At 63.8% G+C, this 15,484-nt stretch carries 17 protein-coding genes and 1 tRNA gene; 12 read left to right on the forward strand and 6 right to left on the reverse strand.

Annotated features, from left to right (window positions below):
* Window positions 1–73: 73 nt before the first annotated feature.
* Entirely contained in the window at window positions 74–568 is a 495-nt protein-coding gene (locus IVA92_RS04385; RefSeq protein WP_247277917.1) for a hypothetical protein, read from the forward strand.
* A 302-nt stretch (window positions 569–870) separates the two neighbouring features.
* Complete coding sequence (locus IVA92_RS04390) at window positions 871–1,908, forward strand: thermonuclease family protein (protein WP_247277918.1); 1,038 nt, start codon at window positions 871–873, stop codon at window positions 1,906–1,908.
* Between the two features lie 90 nt (window positions 1,909–1,998).
* Here the strand turns inward: IVA92_RS04390 and IVA92_RS04395 are convergent.
* Both IVA92_RS04395 and IVA92_RS04400 read right to left on the reverse strand, forming a co-directional pair.
* A tRNA-Met gene (locus IVA92_RS04395) sits at window positions 1,999–2,075 on the reverse strand.
* A gap of 493 nt (window positions 2,076–2,568) precedes the next feature.
* Complete coding sequence (locus IVA92_RS04400; RefSeq protein WP_247277919.1) at window positions 2,569–3,330, reverse strand: SDR family oxidoreductase; 762 nt, start codon at window positions 3,328–3,330, stop codon at window positions 2,569–2,571.
* A gap of 136 nt (window positions 3,331–3,466) precedes the next feature.
* Here IVA92_RS04400 and IVA92_RS04405 point away from each other — a divergent pair, with 136 nt between their 5' ends.
* Together IVA92_RS04405 and IVA92_RS04410 are read left to right on the forward strand one after the other, a co-directional pair.
* Window positions 3,467–3,979, forward strand: coding sequence for a CvpA family protein (locus IVA92_RS04405; protein WP_247277920.1), 513 nt, complete (start codon window positions 3,467–3,469; stop codon window positions 3,977–3,979).
* A 201-nt stretch (window positions 3,980–4,180) separates the two neighbouring features.
* A complete protein-coding gene (locus IVA92_RS04410) occupies window positions 4,181–4,963 on the forward strand; it encodes an SDR family oxidoreductase (protein WP_247277921.1) in 783 nt (260 codons plus the stop codon).
* 47 nt (window positions 4,964–5,010) lie between these two features.
* On the opposite strand, the gene IVA92_RS04415 is transcribed toward IVA92_RS04410, so the two are convergent.
* Entirely contained in the window at window positions 5,011–5,487 is a 477-nt protein-coding gene (locus IVA92_RS04415; protein ID WP_247277922.1) for a DUF3775 domain-containing protein, read from the reverse strand.
* Between the two features lie 112 nt (window positions 5,488–5,599).
* On the opposite strand from IVA92_RS04415, the gene IVA92_RS04420 reads away from it, so the two are divergent.
* From IVA92_RS04420 to mbfA, 6 genes are all read left to right on the forward strand, one after another.
* Window positions 5,600–6,448, forward strand: coding sequence for an MBL fold metallo-hydrolase (locus IVA92_RS04420; protein WP_247277923.1), 849 nt, complete (start codon window positions 5,600–5,602; stop codon window positions 6,446–6,448).
* A 210-nt stretch (window positions 6,449–6,658) separates the two neighbouring features.
* Window positions 6,659–7,501, forward strand: a complete 843-nt coding sequence (locus IVA92_RS04425; RefSeq protein ID WP_247277924.1) for a fumarylacetoacetate hydrolase family protein — start codon at window positions 6,659–6,661, stop codon at window positions 7,499–7,501.
* Between the two features lie 181 nt (window positions 7,502–7,682).
* Window positions 7,683–8,294 (forward strand): glutathione S-transferase family protein, encoded by a 612-nt coding sequence (locus IVA92_RS04430; RefSeq protein ID WP_247277925.1) that lies wholly within the window; start codon window positions 7,683–7,685, stop codon window positions 8,292–8,294.
* Window positions 8,295–8,309: 15 nt separating this feature from the next.
* The gene (locus IVA92_RS04435) at window positions 8,310–9,179 is read left to right on the forward strand and encodes an MBL fold metallo-hydrolase (RefSeq protein WP_247277926.1); all 870 of its coding nucleotides are present in this window, start codon (window positions 8,310–8,312) and stop codon (window positions 9,177–9,179) included.
* A 116-nt stretch (window positions 9,180–9,295) separates the two neighbouring features.
* Complete coding sequence (locus tag IVA92_RS04440) at window positions 9,296–10,444, forward strand: alpha/beta hydrolase (RefSeq protein WP_275974759.1); 1,149 nt, start codon at window positions 9,296–9,298, stop codon at window positions 10,442–10,444.
* Between the two features lie 63 nt (window positions 10,445–10,507).
* Window positions 10,508–11,479, forward strand: coding sequence for an iron exporter MbfA (gene mbfA, locus IVA92_RS04445; protein WP_247277927.1), 972 nt, complete (start codon window positions 10,508–10,510; stop codon window positions 11,477–11,479).
* Between the two features lie 72 nt (window positions 11,480–11,551).
* Here mbfA and rnhA read toward each other — a convergent pair whose 3' ends face one another.
* The 3 genes from rnhA to ispH are packed head-to-tail and all read right to left on the reverse strand — an operon-like array spanning window position 11,552 to window position 13,983.
* Window positions 11,552–12,016 (reverse strand): ribonuclease HI, encoded by a 465-nt coding sequence (gene rnhA / locus IVA92_RS04450; protein ID WP_247277928.1) that lies wholly within the window; start codon window positions 12,014–12,016, stop codon window positions 11,552–11,554.
* Window positions 12,013–13,008 (reverse strand): homoserine kinase, encoded by a 996-nt coding sequence (locus tag IVA92_RS04455; protein WP_247277929.1) that lies wholly within the window; start codon window positions 13,006–13,008, stop codon window positions 12,013–12,015. The genes rnhA and IVA92_RS04455 overlap by 4 nt, the downstream gene beginning before the upstream one ends.
* A 6-nt stretch (window positions 13,009–13,014) precedes the next feature.
* Window positions 13,015–13,983, reverse strand: coding sequence for a 4-hydroxy-3-methylbut-2-enyl diphosphate reductase (gene ispH, locus IVA92_RS04460; protein ID WP_247277930.1), 969 nt, complete (start codon window positions 13,981–13,983; stop codon window positions 13,015–13,017).
* Window positions 13,984–14,247: 264 nt separating this feature from the next.
* On the opposite strand from ispH, the gene IVA92_RS04465 reads away from it, so the two are divergent.
* Together IVA92_RS04465 and IVA92_RS04470 are read left to right on the forward strand one after the other, a co-directional pair.
* The gene (locus tag IVA92_RS04465; protein WP_247277931.1) at window positions 14,248–14,943 is read left to right on the forward strand and encodes a cell cycle transcriptional regulator TrcR; all 696 of its coding nucleotides are present in this window, start codon (window positions 14,248–14,250) and stop codon (window positions 14,941–14,943) included.
* Window positions 14,944–15,085: 142 nt separating this feature from the next.
* A complete protein-coding gene (locus tag IVA92_RS04470; protein WP_247277932.1) occupies window positions 15,086–15,271 on the forward strand; it encodes a hypothetical protein in 186 nt (61 codons plus the stop codon).
* Window positions 15,272–15,484 lie beyond the last annotated feature (213 nt).

Here is a 15,484-nt window from a genome sequence, read left to right on the forward strand (position 1 = left end):
TCGGCGGCAGCGTGACGCGTATTTCGGCCGCCAGCACCAAGTTTTGACAACAGACATATCGGGGAAAGAGGCGATGGCCGGACTGGTATATAGCGGCAAGGCATTTCGAGACTTGATGAACAGAAATTACTATCCCCTGGCGAACATGAAAAAGAGCGTCGCGAAGCTCAAGGAATCGGACGACATCGATCTGCCGACGCTGGAATATGGCCAGTATCACCTGATCCTGAACCCGCCATCCAAGTGGCCGCAGGGAAGCGCCAAGTACTGGCACAAGGAGAAGGGCCGGGCCCGCGTCGACCTCAGCACCCAGCCGAACACGGCTCCGCTGTCCAAGGACGAGCCCGGTGTCATCCCTCTGACGCGATGCGATCTGCTCGATGCCTGCGTCCGGAAGTGCTTCAATTCCGAACCGCCGATCCCGATGAAGACGAACATCATCACGCACAAGGCGAGCGATGCCTATGCGCACCGCCACGAGATCCGGCTGGAGTGGGAGTACAGGAACGGCGAGGACAAGGCGCCGACGCTGCTCTATCTGACGATGGTCTGTCCGCATCGATCGTGATCTTCAGAAGCATTCTTCTTGGTTCAAGAACCCATTGCCGCCCGCGACAGGCGCGCGGGCGTCTTGTTGCGACTGATGCCACCCGCCAAGGCGTGCCGTCCGTCGCTCTACCCCTTCGAGCGCACCCCATGACAACCTCGTTGTCAGCATCGTGTAGCCGAGAGCTGAGGCCACGGCCGCAACGCGTCGCGCCTGTCCTAGCCGCCGTCATGGGCCTGTCGCACGAAGATGCTCGGTTACGCCTCACTGTTCGCGCGAATCGCTTCCTCAGAAGTCGTCGTGCGCCGTGACAGGAGCGGCCGATGCCCGTTGGACTGTTGGAGGTTGAAGGTACGATTGATGTCGGCCAGTTCTGGCCGGAGGGGCGGTCGGACGCCGACACCACCAAGGTCGTGGTGGCCATCGCGCCGGACGCGATCCGCTTCCGCAAGAACGACTCGTCGCCATTCCAGCCGACCCACGCCTTCGAGGGCGCCAAGGTCAAGGGCCGGACCGCAACGGCACCGATCAAGAACGGCAAGCTCACCGTCCGCCTCCAGGGCATCGACGCACCGGAGCTGCACTACCAGCCCTCGCCACTCTCGACGGCCGAGAAGAAGGGTCTGACGCAGGCCAAGCGGCAGGCCTATCACGAGGTCACGCATTCCTACCGACAATTCCTCGGCGCCACCGCGAGCAAGGTGCTGCACGATTTCCTCAGCCGTCCCGGCGAAGTCACCCTTCCCTGCCGCGTGTTCACCCATGTCGATGCGCCGAACGAGGTGTTCGACACCTATGGGCGGCTGGTCGGCGACATCGAGGTGACGGTTGGTGGCGAGACAATCGACATCAATCACTGGCTGGTCGAGCAGGGCTTTGCCTATCCGACGTTCTACTCCTCGATGAACGAGGATGAGATCAAGGCCTTCCTCGCGCTCGCCAAGACGGCGCGCGCAAAGAAGCTGCCGGTCTGGAAACATCTCGCCAAGACGATTGGCCCCTTCGACTTCGGCCTGCGCGAGCCCAGGGCCGGCGAGACCGCCGTGCTCGCGACCGACAAGGGCCCGGTGATCCTGCCAAAGCTCTACCGCCGCTACACCAACTGGTCGGCGCGCAAGAAGGCCAAGATCACGAGCCAGACCTTCCAGAAGTTTTTGGGCGAAGGCTCCGGCGGCAAGCCCGACACCTGTTACGAAATCGATGACTTCCTGGCGAACGGCGTGCACTCGGCGACGCCGCGCAATTTTGCGGAGTTCGTCGAGGGCGGGAAGACGATCAAGTTTCAGCCAGAGGGGCTGGTGTTTGGGGAGGCACCGTCGACGCTGGTGGGCGCGGATGGGAAGGTGGTTAGGGAGTTTTGAGGCGCAGGATTTAGCAAACAAACATTTACCAAACAAAAATGGCCCGCTTCATGCGGGCCATTTTCATATCAGATCCGGTCAATCCGAATTTGGTTGCGGGGATAGGATTTGAACCTATGACCTTCAGGTTATGAGCCTGACGAGCTACCGGGCTGCTCCACCCCGCGTTAAACACTTGCTTTGCCTTCGCCAAAGGCCGGGGACGGTCGGTTAGGGCCGGCGCTGTTCGCGTGGCTTGCTTCGTCCGTCCCAAAGGCTTCCTTGGAAGGCGACCCGGGGCAAAGCCCGTCGGGTGCGGGGCGTATGTAACAAGGCGGGCTGCCTTTGGAAAGGGCTGCGGGAACGTTTTTTTCGACTTTGTGACAGGCGGATGGACCGGTTTTGGGGCCGTTTCGGCATGCACTTGCCAGGAGTTCCGCAAAGAGCCAGCTTGGCCGTAACAAAATCAGGGCGCAACGTCATTTAGGGGATGCTGCCATGGACCGTGCCTTGGACAATCCCTGACAAACACCCCGCTGCAGGCGCTGGAGGATGCCTTTCGGTGCCATGGTCGCGCGGTCGCGGCCGAGCCGGCTCGCGGCGGCCGCGGGACGCAATCGGACGCCTTTGTCCGGGACGAGACCGGAGTAAAGCTCTCGCGCGCCAATAGCGCAGCGTAGCTCAATTCAATAAGAACCCGCCGTCCACCGTCACCACACTGCCCGTCATGTAGCGCGAGGCGTTCGACGCCAGCAACAGGATCGCGCCGTCGAGATCGGACTCGGCGCCGACGCGGCGCTGCGGGATGCGCTTGGCCAGGCGCTCGCCTGCGGGCGTCGACCAGAAGGCGTGGTTCATCTCGGTATCGATATAGCCGGGCGCGAGCGCGTTGATCCGGATGTTCTGGCCCGCGAGCTCCAGCGCCATCGCCTTGGTCGCCTGGAGGATGCCGGCCTTAGAGATCGCGTAAGGAGAGACCGCCTTCAGCACGCCGGTGCCGAGCACGGAGGCGATGTTGACGATGTTGCCCGGCTGCTTGCGCGCGATCATGCGCCGCGCCACTTCCGTCGCGAGGAAATAGGCGCCCTTCAGGTTGGCACCGATCACGGCATCCCAGTCAGCCTCGGTCTGCTCGGTCGCGAGCTTCTCGATGGCAATGCCGGCATTGTTGATCAGCACGGTGACCGGCCCGAGCGCAGCTTCCGCCGCATCGACCGCCCTGGCGATCGACGCGGTGTCGGTGACGTCGAGCGCGACGGCAGCGGCGCGGCCGCCATTGCCGCGGATCTCTTCTTCCAGGCTCTTCAGCTTGTCGGTCTGCCGCGCCGCGAGCGCGACGGATGCACCATGGGCCGCCAGCACTCGGGCAAATTGCCGTCCCAGCCCCTGGCTCGCGCCGGTCACGAGGATGGTTTCTTCACTGACGTCGAATAGGTCTGCCATGACGATTTCCTTGGGCGTAATCCCTGAGCTTTTGAAGCCATCAATACAGACGATTTTAGCGATCTGAAACCGGAATGATCGGCTCGGCGTTCATTCGTTCCAGCGCAGCAACGTTTCCTGAGGTGAGCTCGCAGGCATGAACAGTTTCGATCTCGCGGTCTATTCGGCACTCGCCATCGCGGTCGGCCTCGGTTTCAGGACCGGGCTGCTGCGCAGCGCTGTGACCATCCTCGCCTATCTGCTCGCCGCGCCGATGGCGGTGGCGCTGATGCCGCTGATCGCGCCGCAGATCGCAGCCAACGCGAATTCACCGCTGCTCCAGAACTGGATCTGGTTCTTCGCCATCTTTGTGGTGATCGGCATGCTGCTCGGGCATATCGGCCGCACCGCCCTGAACGACACCATCGGCGAGGCCGGCATCGGCGACCGGCTCGGCGGCGCCGCGCTCGGCACCATCAGGGTCGGCCTCGTCGCCACCACGCTGGTAGCGGTGTTCGACCAGATCGTGCCGGCCAACCGCCAGCCGCCTTTTCTCGCCGGCTCGCATCTGCGCCCGCTGTTCTCGACGGTAGGACAGATGGGATTCAAGTCGCTGCCGCCGGAGGCGGCTGCCGCGATCGACCGCCTCAAGCAGGAGCGGCGCATCTGAGGCGCGATCAGATCGCGCTTTGTTGTTTGGGCATGATCTCTTTAGAAAACCGCGATACATTCTTCCGGACCATGCCTCCGCATTTGCATCGCCGCAGCGCGCGCCATGCATTTTGAAGCGGGCCCGTCCCTTATCAGCAGCGTCGAGGTTGGATAGAGTAGCCGCCGTCCAAAACCTACCTGACATTACGGGAGTGAAACAGTGGATCTTGGGATCAAAGGTCGCCGCGCCATCGTCTGCGCATCCAGCAAGGGCCTCGGGCGCGCCTGCGCCATCTCGCTGGCCGAGGCCGGGGTTCATGTCACCCTGACCGCGCGCGGCGCCGAGGCCTTGAAGAAGACGGCCGACGACATCCGCAAAGCCTATTCCGGCGTGACCGTCACCGAGATCGTCGGCGACATCACGACGCCGGCAGGCCGCGAGGCCGTGCTGAAGGCCTGCCCCGAGCCTGATATCCTGATCAACAATGCCGGCGGCCCGCCGCCCGGCGATTTCCGCAACTGGACCCGCGACGATTGGATCAAGGCAATCGACGCCAACATGCTCACCCCGATCGAGCTGATCAAGGCGACGGTGGACGGCATGATGGCGCGCAAGTTCGGCCGCATCGTCAACATCACCTCGGCCGCCGTCAAGGCGCCGATCGACATCCTCGGCCTTTCCAACGGCGCGCGCGCCGGCCTCACCGGCTTCATCGCCGGCCTGTCGCGCAAGACCGTGATCAACAACGTCACCATCAATGGCCTGTTGCCTGGCCCGTTCGAGACTGACCGCCTGACCGGCACCGCCAAGGCCGAGGCCGACAAGCGCGGCGTCACGCCGGAGCAGATCCTGGCCGAGCGCGCCAAGCAGAACCCCGCCGGCCGCTTCGGCCAGCCCGACGAGTTCGGTTATGCCTGCGCCTTCCTTTGCGGCGCCAAGGCCGGCTTCATCACCGGGCAGAACATTTTGCTGGATGGCGGCGCGTTCCCGGGGACCCTGTAGTCGCGCATCTCGCTCTCCCCGTTCTTACGGGGAGAGCATTCTCCGTCTCACCGCTGCTTGGTCGGTTCGTCCTCGTCCTGCTGACTTGGAGCGGAGGAATCAGCGGTGGTGCGCTCATCGGTCCAGTCGATGCCGAATGCGTCGAGACCGTCGGCGAGCAGATCGCCCAGCATGGGCTCGCCGAGCAGATAGTGCACCGTTTCGCGGCGCGGACTGCGATATTCATTCCGCGCCTCCACTGCGCGGGTGCGCAAATCGTCCCAATCATCGATCGTGCCGTCGCCGCGGCCGAGCCACGTCAGCGCGACGAGATCGAGCTGCTCGTCCTCGTTCAGGGCAATCATGAAGCTCCCGAGCTCTTGGACGACAGGATCGGAGCCGTCGTCCTCGAGAACGTCGAGCGCATCGTCATCGCTCGGGTTCGAGCCGGAATCCGGATCGGAATCGCCCTCCTTGACGTCCAATTCGCGCGCCTTCTCGATGATAAAAGCGACTTTTTCAGCGGATATTGCAAGCTCTGGCATGGCTCCTCCTCCGGTTCCCGCGATAACGCCGCATCGCGTCAGATGATCCATTGCGCTCCATGGCGGAAGGCCGCATGTTTCGGCACCAAAACAAGAACATGGGAAGGCGCCGATGCAGTGGAAGGTGGGCAGGGTCAAAATCACGAAGGTGGTGGAATTGGAGACGGTCGGCTCGACCCGCTTCATCCTGCCGCTCGCAGGGAACGCAGAGATCCAGAAGTTGCCCTGGTTGATCCCGCATTTCGCCACCGAAGAAGGCCGGCTGAAGATGTCGATCCATTCGCTGGTGGTGGAGACGCCGACGCGCCGGATCGTGGTCGACACCGGGCTCGGCAACGACAAGCAGGGCCGCAACGTCCCAACCTGGAATCATCGCAGCACACCATTTCTGGAGACGATGACGGCGGCAGGCTTCGCGCCTGACAGCATCGACACGGTGCTGTGCACGCATCTTCACGTCGATCATGTCGGCTGGAATACGAAGCTGGTCGACGGCAAATGGCTGCCCACCTTTGCGAATGCGCGCTACGTGTTCGGCAAGACCGAATACGAGCACTGGCGCGACCACTCCGCCGAACCGGACAAGGCAGCGGTGTTCAATGATTCCGTGCAGCCGATCGTCGATGCCGGCAGGGCCGATCTGATCGCGAGCGACCGCCAGCTCTACGACGAGATCAGCATGATCCCGACGCCAGGCCACAGCCCCGGCCATATGAGCATCCTGATCCAGTCCGACGGCGAGCAGGGCCTGCTCACCGGCGACGTCGCCCACCACCCCTGCCAGATGGCGCATCTCGACTGGTCCTCGACCGCGGATTCCAACCAGGCGCAATCGGCCGAAACGCGGCGCGACTTGTTCGGCCGCTTTGCCGACACGCCGACGCTGGTGATCGGCGGGCATTTCTCGGCCGGGCATATCAAGCGGGATGGCGACGCGTTCAGGTTTGTGGCGCTGGGGTGACGGTACTCCTCATGGTGAGGAGCGCGTCTTCGCGCGTCTCGAACCATGAAGGCCCCGCCCGCGGCCATCCTTCGAGATGCCCGCCTTCGGCGGGCCCTCAGGATGAGGGGGTGTAATGCGGAAACGCCCGGCAGTGAGCGGTTGAATTTCCCGCCGCCCTGTTCCATGAAGCTGTTCAACCGATCGGTCTATTCCCAGGGAGAAACGAGAATGAAGCTTGTTCGTTATGGCGAGAAGGGTGCGGAAAAGCCCGGCCTGATCGACAAATCCGGCCAGTTGCGCGACCTGTCGGCGCATGTGAAGGACCTGACCGGTGAGGCCTATTCGCCGGAATCTCTGAAAAAGCTGGCGAGCCTCGACCCCGCCTCGCTGCCCGCGGTGTCCGGCAAGCCCCGCTTCGGCGCACCGGTCACCGGCATCTCGAAATTCGTCGCCATCGGCCTCAATTACAGCGACCACGCCAAGGAGACGGGCGCTGCGATCCCGACCGAGCCGATCATCTTCATGAAGGCCAACACCTCGCTCTCCGGCCCGAACGATCCGGTCGAGAAGCCGCGCGGCTCGACCAAGCTCGACTGGGAAGTCGAGATCGCCGCGATCATCGGCACCCGCGCCAAATATGTCTCGGAAGCCGATGCGCTGAACTACGTCGCCGGCTATTGCGTCTGCAACGACGTCTCCGAACGCAACTTCCAGACCGAGCGCCTGGGCCAATGGACCAAGGGCAAGTCGCACGACACGTTCGGCCCGCTCGGCCCATGGCTCGCCACCAAGGACGAGATCAAGGACGTGCAGGACCTCTCGATGTGGCTCGACGTCAACGGCCAGCGCCGCCAGACCGGCTCGACCAAGACCATGATCTTCTCCATGGCCAAGTGCGTCTCCTATGTGTCGCAGTTCATGACGCTGTTGCCCGGCGACATCATCACCACGGGCACCCCGCCCGGCGTCGGCCTCGGCATGAAGCCGCCGACCTTCCTCAATGTCGGCGACGTCGTCACGCTCGGCATCGAAGGTCTCGGCGAGCAGCGCCAGGAGATCATCGCGGCGTAGGCTCTCCGCCCTCATCCTTAGGAACGCGCAATGCGCGTCTCGAAGGATGCGCCAATAACACGGTCACTCGACTCATTGGCCGGGTGACGAGAGAACGCCTCCCATTCCGTCCTTCGAGACGCGCGCCGAAGAGGCGCACTCCTCAGGATGAGGCGTGTGTGTTTGGATAGAGGTTATTCAGATGAAACTCACCTTCTCCCCCGCCTCGCCCTTCGCCCGCAAGGTGCGCATCGCTGCGGTCGAACTCGGGCTGATCGACAAGATCGAGCTCGTGCCCGCAACCGTCGCGCCGGGCACCGCCAACGAGGATTATTCGCGCATCACGCCGCTGAAGAAGCTGCCGGTGCTGATCACCAATGACGGCGACGTGATTTTGGACTCCTACGTCATCGTCGAATATCTCAACGAGATCGCCGGCGGCAGCCTGATCCCGGACTACGGGCCGCGGCGCTGGAAGACCAAGACCAACCACTCGCTGCTCAACGGCATGCTCGATTCCATGCTGCTGTGCCGCTACGAGAAGATGGTGCGGCCGCAGGGCCTGCAATGGCAGGCATGGTCGGACGACCACTGGAACAGGGCCTGGACGGGCATGGCACGCTTCGAGAATATGCCAGAGGTGCTGAACGGCCCGTTCGACATCTCGCAGATCGGCCTCGTTTGCGTGCTCGGCTATGCCGACTTCCGCTTCGCCGATTGCGGCTGGCGCCAAGCCTATCCCAAGCTCGACGCCTTCCATCAGAGAATGCTGGAGCGGCCTTCCGTGAAAATCTCGGTGCCGCCTCCGGCATAATTCGCAGGAGCTCTCATGAGCCTCAAATACTCCGTCGGCGATCTCACCATCCATCGCGTCATCGAGCAGGAAGTCCCGTTCTTCCCGGCGCTGGAGTTCATTCCCGGGCTGACGGCGGAGGTGCTGGCCGAGAACCGCGCATGGATGCGGCAGGCCAAGGCACTGGACGAGCAGGACACGCTGATCCTGTGCTTCCAGTCCTACGTGGTGAAGACGCCGCATCACACCATCCTGATCGACAGTTGCATCGGCAACGACAAGCCGCGGCCGCAGCGGCCGAAATGGCACATGAAGACCGACGACACGTATCTGCGCGGGCTCAATGCTGCCGGCGTGTCGGTGGACGACATCGACTTCGTGATGTGCACGCATCTGCATGCGGATCATGTCGGCTGGAACACCCGGCTCGAGAACGGCCGCTGGGTACCGACCTTCCCCAAGGCGCGCTACGTCTTCGCCAAGCGTGAGTTCGACTACTGGACCGAGCAGAATGCGAAGGCGGAGGTCCCGCCCTTTGCCGACAGCGTGCTGCCGGTGGTGGAGGCGGGGCGCCACGAACTCGTCGGCAGTGACCATCAGATCGGCGATCACATCCGCATCCTGCCGACGCCGGGCCACACGCCGGGCCATGTCGCCTTCACTGTCGGACGCGGCAAGGACGATGCGGTGTTCTCCGGCGATCTCATCCACTCGCCATTGCAGGCGCTCTATCCCGAGTTGTCGATGAAGTTCGACGTCGATCAGGCGACAGCGGCGAAAACGCGCCGCGGCTTCCTGGAGCGCTATTGCGACACCGACACGCTGTGCTGCACGGCGCATTTCCCCTCGCCGTCGGTGGGCAAGATCAAGCGCAAGGGCAGCGGCTTCGTCTGCGCGGCGGCCTAGCGGAACGACCTCTCTTCACATGCCCGGGCTTGTGCCTGGCATCTAGGTTCTTACAATCAACGGCAACGAAGAACGTAGATGGCCGGGACAAGCCGGGCCATCACGAGGAAGCGCCTATGGCCGATCTCCCCGACGTCCCGCTCCCCGCCGGCATCCGCGCACGCTATGTCGATGGCATCAACGGCTTGCGCATGCATGTGCTGGAAGCCGGGTTCGAAACCGGGGGCCGGCCGTGCATTCTCTTGCTGCACGGCTTTCCCGAGCTGGCCTTCTCCTGGCGCAAGGTGATGCCGGTGCTAGCTGCGGCGGGCTATCACGTGATCGCGCCGGACCAGCGCGGCTATGGGCGCACGATGGGATGGCGCGCCGAGTACGACGGCGATCTCGCGCCCTTCTCGCTCTTCAACCTGATACGTGATGCGCTCGCCCTGGTGGCGGCTTTCGGCTACCGACAGGTCGATGTGGTCGGGCACGATTTCGGCAGCGCGGTCGCGGCCTGGTGCGCCCTGAGCCGGCCCGACGTGTTTCGCTCGGTGACGATGATGAGCGCGCCGTTCGGTGGACCGCCGCCGCTGCCTTTCAACACAGTCGACACGCCGGCAAAGCCTGCGGCCGAAGACGCCGTGCATCGCGAACTCGCCGCGCTGCCGCGTCCGCGAAAACACTATCAATGGTACTATTCGACACGCGCGGCCAACGCCGACATGCACTGCGCGCCGCAGGGCGTGCACGATTTCCTGCGCGCCTACTATCATCACAAGAGCGCGGACTGGTCCGACAACAAGCCGTATCCGCTGGCATCATGGTCGGCGAATGAACTGGCGAAGCTGCCGACCTATTACGTGATGGACCTGAACGAGACGATGGCTGAGACGGTGGCCAAGGAGATGCCGTCGCCGAGCGCGATCGCCGCCAATCAATGGCTACCGGACCGCGAGCTCGCCTACTACAGCGCCGAATATGGCCGCACCGGATTCCAGGGCGGGCTGCAATGGTATCGCTGCGGCACCTCGGGCGCTTTCAATCGCGAACTGCAATTGTTCTCTGGCCGCGGCATCGACGTGCCCTCCTGTTTCATCTCGGGCAAGCAGGATTGGGGCACCTATCAACGCCCCGGCGCGTTCGAGGCGATGCAGGCGCGCGCGTGCACGAAGATGCTCGGCTGCCATCTCGTCGATGGCGCCGGCCATTGGGTGCAGCAGGAGCAGCCCGCCGAAGTCGGCCGGCTGTTGCTGGACTTCCTCGCCAAGGCCCGCACCGGCTGATTTGACCGGGGAACCGCGGCGACCTATAGTTTAGAATAATTCTAAACTAATGGCAGGACCGTCGTGAAGAACTTTGCCGACCTGACCGAGCGCGAGGTGCTTGCGGTCGCGATTTCCTCCGAGGAGGAGGACAGCCGCATCTACATGACCTTCGCCGAGGACTTGCGCGAGCGCTACCCGGACACGGCCAAGATCTTCGAGGAGATGGCCGAGGAGGAACGCGGCCACCGGCATCGCCTGCTCCAGCTCTACGAGGAGCGTTTTGGTTCGCATCTGCCGCCGATCCGCCGCGAGGACGTGAAGGGCTTCCTGCGCCGCCGCCCGATATGGCTGACCAAGAACCTGCCGCTCGACACGATCCGGAAGGAAGTCGAGACCATGGAGCTCGAAGCCGAGCGCTTCTACGCGCGGGCTGCCGAGCAGGCGGAGGATGTCGGTGTGCGCCGCCTGCTCGGCGATCTCGCCGAGGAAGAGAGGCATCACGAGAATCGGGCCGTCGCGCTCACCGACGAGATCCTCAAGCCCGACGTGCGCGCCGAGGAGGACCGGACACGGCGGCGGATGTTTGTGCTGCAATATGTGCAGCCGGGCCTCGCGGGCCTGATGGACGGATCGGTCTCAACGCTGGCGCCGCTGTTTGCGGCCGCCTTCGCCACGCATCAGAACTGGCAGACATTTCTGGTCGGCCTTGCCGCGTCGATTGGCGCCGGCATCAGCATGGGCTTTGCGGAAGCTCTCTCCGACGACGGCTCGCTAACGGGGCGCGGCTCGCCCTGGCTGCGCGGCCTCACGTGCGGCGCGATGACGACGCTCGGCGGGCTCGGCCACACCGCGCCCTATCTCGTGCCCGACAGCTGGGCCAACGCATTCTGGGTCGCGACCGCCATCGCCTGCGTCGTCGTGTTCTTCGAATTGTGGGCGATCGCCTTCATCCGCTCGCGCTACATGGACACGCCGTTTCTCCAGGCCGTGTTCCAGATCGTGCTCGGCGGCGCCATCGTGCTGGCGGTGGGGATCGTGATCGGGGCGGCGTAGTAGCCTCACCCCCGGTGTCATCGCCCGCCTTGGCCGGCTGGAGAGAGCTTGGCGACGCCCGAGACGGCGCTACTACTCCCGCACTCTCTGCTGCAACCGCGCCATCGCGATGCCGTCCCGCGCGAGCTGATCGGCGCGCTCGTTCTCCGGATGCCCGGCATGGCCCTTGACCCAATGCCAGCGGACCTCGTGCTGCTTCAGCGCGGCATCGAGACGCTGCCATAGCTCGACATTCTTCACCGGTTTCTTGTCGGCGGTGCGCCAGCCGTTGCGCTTCCACCCGAAGATCCACCCCGTGATGCCCTGACGGACATATTGGCTGTCGGTGTAGAGATCGACCGTGCACGGCCTCTTCAGTGCTTCGAGCGCTGAGATCGCCGCCATCAACTCCATCTGGTTGTTGGTGGTGTGACGCTCGCCGCCGTTCAGCTCCTTCTCCTTGTCGCCGAACTTCAGGATTGCGCCCCAGCCGCCCGGACCGGGATTTCCCGAGCAGGCGCCGTCGGTATAGATCGTGACGTTAGGAAGCTCGCTCACGCCACCAGTCCTGACGGCATCAGCCCATAGTCGCGCACGCTCGTCACGCTCTGGTGGAAGCGCAGCTTGCGGACATATTCCAGCGGATCCTTTGGCCGCACCAGCGCGCCCGGCGGCACGTTGAGCCAGTCGACCAGCCGCGTCAGCAGGAAACGGATCGCAGCGCCGCGCGCGAGCAGCGGCAGCGCCGCCTCTTCGGCTTCGGAGAGCTTTCGCACCCGGCCATAGGCATTGAGGAAGGCGCGCGCCTTGGTGACGTTGAAGGAATGATCCGGCTCGAAACACCAGGCGTTGAGGCAGATCGCGACGTCATAGGCCAGCATGTCGTTGCAGGCGAAGGTGAAGTCGATCATCCCCGAGAGCCGGTCGCCGAGAAAGAAGACGTTATCGTTGAAGAGGTCGGCATGGATCACGCCCTCCGGTAGATTGGTGGGCCAGACCCCGCTCGAGAGATGATCGAGCTCCGCGGCGAGAAAGACGCGCAGCCCCGGCTGCACCTCGTCGGCGCGGCTTGCGGCCGCATCGAACAGCGGCCGCCAGCCCGCGACCGAGAGCGCATTGGCGCGCTTGATCGCAAAGTTGGCGCCAGCCAGGTGCATTTTCGCCAGCGCCTCGCCGACGCCGGCGCAATGGGCCACATTCGGCTTGCGCGGCCACATGCCCTCGAGAAAGGTGATGATCGCGGCCGGCCGGCCCGCCAGCTCGCGCAGCGCCTCGCCGTCCCTCGCCTTCACCGGCAACGGGCAGTTGATGCCATGCTCGGCGAGATGCGTCATCAGCGCGAGGAAGAACGGCAGGTCGTTCTTCGCCACGCGCTTCTCATAGAGCGTGAGGATGAACGAGGCCTGCTTGTTTCCCTGGCTCGTGTGCAGCAGGAAGTTGGAGTTTTCGACGCCCTCGGCGATGCCCTTGTAGGAGAGCAGTTCGCCGAGATCGTATTGCTTCAGGAAATCCGCAAGCTCATCGGCGGCAACGTCGGTGTAGACCGCCATGCAGATTTACTCTGCGGCGGCTTCGGGGCGCACCGAGCGCGGCAGCGGGAAGAACTCGTTCTCTTCCGCGGCCGAGACCGTCTCCACATGCAGCGTGTAGCGCTCTGCGAACGCGTCCATGATCTCCTCGACGATCACTTCCGGCGCGGATGCTCCCGCGGTTATGCCGAGGCTGGCGATGTTGTCGAACTTGCCCCAGTCGATGTCGGCGGCGCGCTGCGCCAGCACCGCGATCTTGCAGCCCTCGCGCTCGGCGACCTCGCGCAGGCGCTGCGAGTTCGACGAGTTCGGCGCGCCGACCACGATCAGGGCGTCCACCACCGGCGCCACCTTCTTCACCGCGAGCTGGCGGTTGGTGGTGGCGTAGCAGATGTCTTCCTTGTGCGGCCCGTTGATGTTCGGGAAGCGCTCCTTGAGCAGCGCCACGATCTCCGCGGTGTCGTCGATCGACAGCGTGGTCTGGGTCACGAAGGCGAGGTTGTTGGGGTCCTTCGGAGTGATGGTCTTGGCGTCCTCGGCGGTCTCGATCAGGGTCACGGCGCCGACCGGAAGCTGGCCGAGGGTGCCGACCACTTCAGGATGATGGGAGTGGCCGATCAGGAAGATCTCGCGGCCGCGCTTGAAGTGGATCGCGGCCTCGCGGTGCACCTTGGTCACCAGCGGGCAGGTCGCATCCAGCGAGAACAAATTGCGGGACTGGGCATCGGCCGGAACCGACTTCGGCACGCCATGGGCCGAGAACACCACTGGCGCGGTGGTATTCTCAGGGATTTCCGCGAGCTCCTCGACGAAGATCGCGCCCTTCTTCTTCAACCCGTCGACGACGTACTTGTTGTGCACAATCTCATGGCGAACATAGACGGGAGCGCCGTATTTATCGAGCGCCCGTTCCACGGTGTCGATCGCCCGGACCACCCCGGCGCAGAAGCCACGGGGAGAACAAAGCACGATCTTGAGGTCTGGTTTGGCTGACATTGAGCGATCTCGGGACCGAATCACCCGTTTCGCCTTCTGGCGGGGGCGGTCGATGGATGGATTGGGCTTAAAACAGTCTGCCTGGACTTTACAGGGACTTCAAAGGGAATTGGGCCCCCTTTCGGGCGCTGTCAAGGCACTATCTATAGCAGAACCATTGCGTGGCTACCCCCTCCGGGCTTATATAGCGCCAATTCCCTGTCATCGCTGATGACCACCGGTTTCGCCTCCAGAGGGGTGGGCGAAGCACAAAGGAGATTTGCCATGAGCAACGCACCTCTGATGCCCAAGGCGACCGCCGTCTGGCTGCTCGACAACACCGCGCTGACCTTCGACCAGGTCGCCGATTTTACCAAGATGCATCCCCTCGAGGTGCGCGCGATCGCCGACGGCGACGCGGCCCAGGGCATCAAGGGCATGGACCCCCTCTCCAACGGCCAGTTGACCCGCGAAGAGATCGAGAAGGGCGAGAAGAACCCGGACTACCGGCTCCGCCTCCAGGAGAGCAAGGTGGTGCTGCCGCCCCAGCCCAAGCGCAAGGGCCCGCGCTACACGCCGGTCTCGCGGCGCCACGAGCGCCCGAGCGCCATCCTCTGGCTGCTGCGCAACCATCCTGAGCTGAAGGACGCCCAGATCATGCGTCTGGTCGGCACCACCAAGAGCACGATCGCGAGCGTGCGCGACCGCACCCATTGGAACACGTCCGCGCTGACCCCGATCGACCCTGTCACCCTCGGCCTGTGCTCCCAGATCGAGCTCGATTTCGAGGTGCAGCGCGCAGCCAAGGAGAAGCCGATCGACGCAGCCTATGGGGGCGCCACGCTGCTGCCGGCCTCCGAGACCACCCGTAAGGACGAGTACGAGCCCGCGCAGAAATCCAGCGACGACCTCAATGTCGACGCCGTATTCGCCAAGCTCAAGACGCTCGGCGGCAAGAAGCAGGAGGACGAGCAGGAGTAGGGGCTTACTTCCCTGCACCGCATCCGGTTCGAACGCGGCGGAGCGATCCGCCGCGTTTTTGTTTGCGAGCGGAACTTTCGCGACGCCTCTGCCGGGAACGATGCGGCCGACCTCGCATTGTTTCCAGCGCGGAGGATCAGCGATGCGGGACGACGAAAACCATTTTGCGTTGATGCTGGGACGCGCTGTCCTGGCAGCCTGGGGCGACATGCCCCGGGATATCCAGGAAGCCTTGTTCGAGATTGCCATCAGGGACCGCCCTGGCGATCGCGACGACCTGGCGAAGTTGCTGCATGATCGGCATCCGCGGACGGTGCACGCCGGATAGCCGCGTCCCCCCGTGTATCACATTCGCCGGTGTGACGGCGCCAACCGCACCGTCAATGTCAGCTCCTCTTCAGCTATTTCTAAAGCGTGATGGCATTAAGTTCGATAGCCTGAGTTTTTGAGGTAATTGGCGCATTCGTCGGCGGTGAAGGCATCGAGTGCGTGGCCGATTGCGGCGCAGACCGCATCGACGGTTCGGGCGGCAGCTTTGCGG

Origin of the sequence: Bradyrhizobium sp. 154 (genome assembly GCF_023073875.1) — a bacterium.
GTDB lineage: Bacteria > Pseudomonadota > Alphaproteobacteria > Rhizobiales > Xanthobacteraceae > Bradyrhizobium.

Excerpts from the sequence above, each read along its gene's own strand:
- IVA92_RS04385 (WP_247277917.1), top strand. The coding sequence starts at position 74 with ATGGCCGGACTGGTATATAGCGGCAAGGCATTTCGAGACTTGATGAAC.
- IVA92_RS04390 (WP_247277918.1), top strand. The coding sequence starts at position 871 with ATGCCCGTTGGACTGTTGGAGGTTGAAGGTACGATTGATGTCGGCCAG.
- IVA92_RS04400 (WP_247277919.1), bottom strand. The coding sequence starts at position 3,330 with ATGGCAGACCTATTCGACGTCAGTGAAGAAACCATCCTCGTGACCGGC.
- IVA92_RS04405 (WP_247277920.1), top strand. The coding sequence starts at position 3,467 with ATGAACAGTTTCGATCTCGCGGTCTATTCGGCACTCGCCATCGCGGTC.
- IVA92_RS04415 (WP_247277922.1), bottom strand. The coding sequence starts at position 5,487 with ATGCCAGAGCTTGCAATATCCGCTGAAAAAGTCGCTTTTATCATCGAG.
- IVA92_RS04420 (WP_247277923.1), top strand. The coding sequence starts at position 5,600 with ATGCAGTGGAAGGTGGGCAGGGTCAAAATCACGAAGGTGGTGGAATTG.
- IVA92_RS04425 (WP_247277924.1), top strand. The coding sequence starts at position 6,659 with ATGAAGCTTGTTCGTTATGGCGAGAAGGGTGCGGAAAAGCCCGGCCTG.
- IVA92_RS04430 (WP_247277925.1), top strand. The coding sequence starts at position 7,683 with ATGAAACTCACCTTCTCCCCCGCCTCGCCCTTCGCCCGCAAGGTGCGC.
- IVA92_RS04435 (WP_247277926.1), top strand. The coding sequence starts at position 8,310 with ATGAGCCTCAAATACTCCGTCGGCGATCTCACCATCCATCGCGTCATC.
- IVA92_RS04440 (WP_275974759.1), top strand. The coding sequence starts at position 9,296 with ATGGCCGATCTCCCCGACGTCCCGCTCCCCGCCGGCATCCGCGCACGC.
- IVA92_RS04455 (WP_247277929.1), bottom strand. The coding sequence starts at position 13,008 with ATGGCGGTCTACACCGACGTTGCCGCCGATGAGCTTGCGGATTTCCTG.
- ispH (WP_247277930.1), bottom strand. The coding sequence starts at position 13,983 with ATGTCAGCCAAACCAGACCTCAAGATCGTGCTTTGTTCTCCCCGTGGC.
- IVA92_RS04465 (WP_247277931.1), top strand. The coding sequence starts at position 14,248 with ATGAGCAACGCACCTCTGATGCCCAAGGCGACCGCCGTCTGGCTGCTC.
- IVA92_RS04470 (WP_247277932.1), top strand. The coding sequence starts at position 15,086 with ATGCGGGACGACGAAAACCATTTTGCGTTGATGCTGGGACGCGCTGTC.